This is a genomic window from Pseudomonas sp. P5_A2_2 (assembly GCF_054177685.1).
On record NZ_JBGCUL010000741.1, the window covers coordinates 1 to 2251 of the forward strand.

The window sequence follows — 2251 nt, forward strand, 5'->3', positions numbered from 1 at the left end:
ACGCGAAGGCCATGGCTTCGACCCAGTCGGGGTCTACGCCGTAAGTGGCGGTGCTGCTGACACTGGCATTTGGCAGCAGGGCGGCCAGGCGACTCATCAACGCGGTGTTGTGAGCGCCACCGCCGCAGACCAGTAGTTCCTGCGTGTCTGCCTGGGCGCTTTGCAGAGATTCGATGATGGTCAGCGCGGTCAGCTCAAGCAGCGTCGCCTGAACATCTTCGGCGGCGAAGGCTGGCAGTTGTGCCAGGTGCTGTGTCAGCCAAGGCAGGTTGAATACTTCCCGTCCGGTACTCTTCGGGCCCTTGGTTACGAAGAACGGATCGCTGAGCAGCTCATTCAATAGAGCGGGTTCAACCTTGCCGCTGGCGGCCCATTGGCCGTCACGGTCATAGTTGTCGCCACGTTGCTGATGAATCCAGGCGTCCAACAGGACATTGCCCGGGCCGCAGTCGAAACCGGCAACAGGCTTGCCAGGCTCGATAAGGCTGAGGTTGCTGAATCCACCGACGTTCAGCACGGCACGATTGCCGGGACGCTCTTCAAACAAGGCTTCGTGAAAGGCGGGAACCAGCGGAGCACCTTGTCCGCCGGCAGCGACGTCGCGGCTGCGGAAGTCGCTGACCACGGTGATGCCGGTCAGCTCTGTCAGCAGGGCCGGATTGCCAATCTGCACGGTGAAACCGCGTGCAGGTTCATGGCGGATGGTCTGGCCATGGCTGCCGATCGCACGAATGTCGTCGGGCTTCAGTTGCTGTTGAGCGAGAAGAGCATGAATCCCTTGGGCTGCCAGTTTYACCCAGTTCTGCTGGGCAATGGCGGAGCGGGCGATTTCGTCCGGGCCGCTGGCGCACAAGCCGAGGAGCTCGGCGCGCAGGGAGTCGGGCATCGGGATGTAGTGGGAGGCGATCAGTCTGATCGCCGGGGCTTGCTCGATCAGTGCGATATCCAGGCCATCCAGGCTGGTTCCGGACATCACACCTATATAGAGCGCCATGACTTAGCGCTTGCTCGAAGCCAGCAGAGTGGCTTTTTCCTGTTCCATGCGCGCCATCAGTGGCTGGCTTTGGGCGAGGAAGCGTGGGCGTTCTGCCTTGGCAATCGGATCGGCCATTGGCAGTTTCTGGCCCAGCGGGTCGACGTGCACGCCATTGACCTGGAACTCGTAGTGCAGGTGCGGCCCRGTGGAGAGACCGGTGGTGCCGATATAACCAATCACCTGGCCCTGTTTCACCGTGCCGCCAGTCTTCACGCCTTTGGCGAAGCCTTGCATGTGGCCGTAGAGCGTGGTGTAGGTATTGCCGTGCTGGAGGACCACGGTATTGCCGTAGCCACCACGGCGACCGGCCAGCAAGACCTTGCCATCGCCGGCTGCCTTGATCGGCGTGCCGCGCGGTGCTGCGTAGTCGACGCCTTTGTGGGCGCGGATCTTGTTCAGGATCGGGTGTTTGCGGCCCATGGAAAATTTCGAGCTGATGCGGGCGAAGTCCACCGGTGTGCGGATGAATGCCTTGCGCATGCTGTTGCCGTCAGCGGTGTAGTAGCTGCTGTTGCCTTGTTTGTTGGTGTAGCGCACGGCGGTGTAGGTCTTGCCGCGGTTGGTGAAGCGCGCCGACAGGATCGGGCCAGTGCCGACGGCTTTGCCGTTGACCACTTTTTGCTCGTAGATCACGTCGAATTCATCGCCCTGGCGAATATCCTGGGCGAAGTCTACGTCGTAGCCAAACACACTGGCCATGTCCATGGTCAGGCTGTGAGACAGGCCGGCTCGGGCTGCAGACTGCGACAGCGAGCTGTTGATCACGCCGTGAACGTAAGCCGAGCGTACGGTCGGTTTCGCGGTAATGCGGTTGAACGTGTAGCCCTTTTCGTTCTTGGTCAGGCTGATGCTTTCGAGGTCGTTGAGCTTGCTGTGCAAGTTGGTCAACTGACCGTCAGGACTCAGTTCGAATTCGAGTTTTTGCCCATGCTTGAGCTGGCTGAACTGCTTGGCCTGCTTGTCGCTGGCCAGTATTTCACGCACCGAGGTGGCTGGGAGGCCGACCTTTTCGAACAGTGTAGAGAGGGTGTCACCCTTGGTTACGATCACTTCCCTGTGGCTGGCCGGCTTCTTTTCTTCGACGACTGGCGCAGGTGCGGGTGCCGATTCGGCTTGAGCGGTTTCCTGGATGTCTTCGGCGCTGTTGTCGATCTGCGCGAAGGGGGAGGTTGCTGGTTCATTTGTGGCTTGAACGGCGTCAGCAGCGTCTTGATC

General features: G+C 60.6%; 2 protein-coding genes. Both read right to left on the reverse strand.

Going from position 1 to position 2251, the window contains the following annotated elements; translation table 11 throughout:
- Nucleotides 1-994, reverse strand: a 994-nt coding sequence (locus ACXRVY_RS25040) for an anhydro-N-acetylmuramic acid kinase (RefSeq protein ID WP_458238523.1), incomplete at its 3' end; no start/stop codon positions are given.
- Nucleotides 995-997: 3 nt separating this feature from the next.
- The coding region (locus ACXRVY_RS25045; protein WP_458238524.1) for a peptidoglycan DD-metalloendopeptidase family protein at nucleotides 998-2251 on the reverse strand (1254 nt) is incomplete at its 5' end.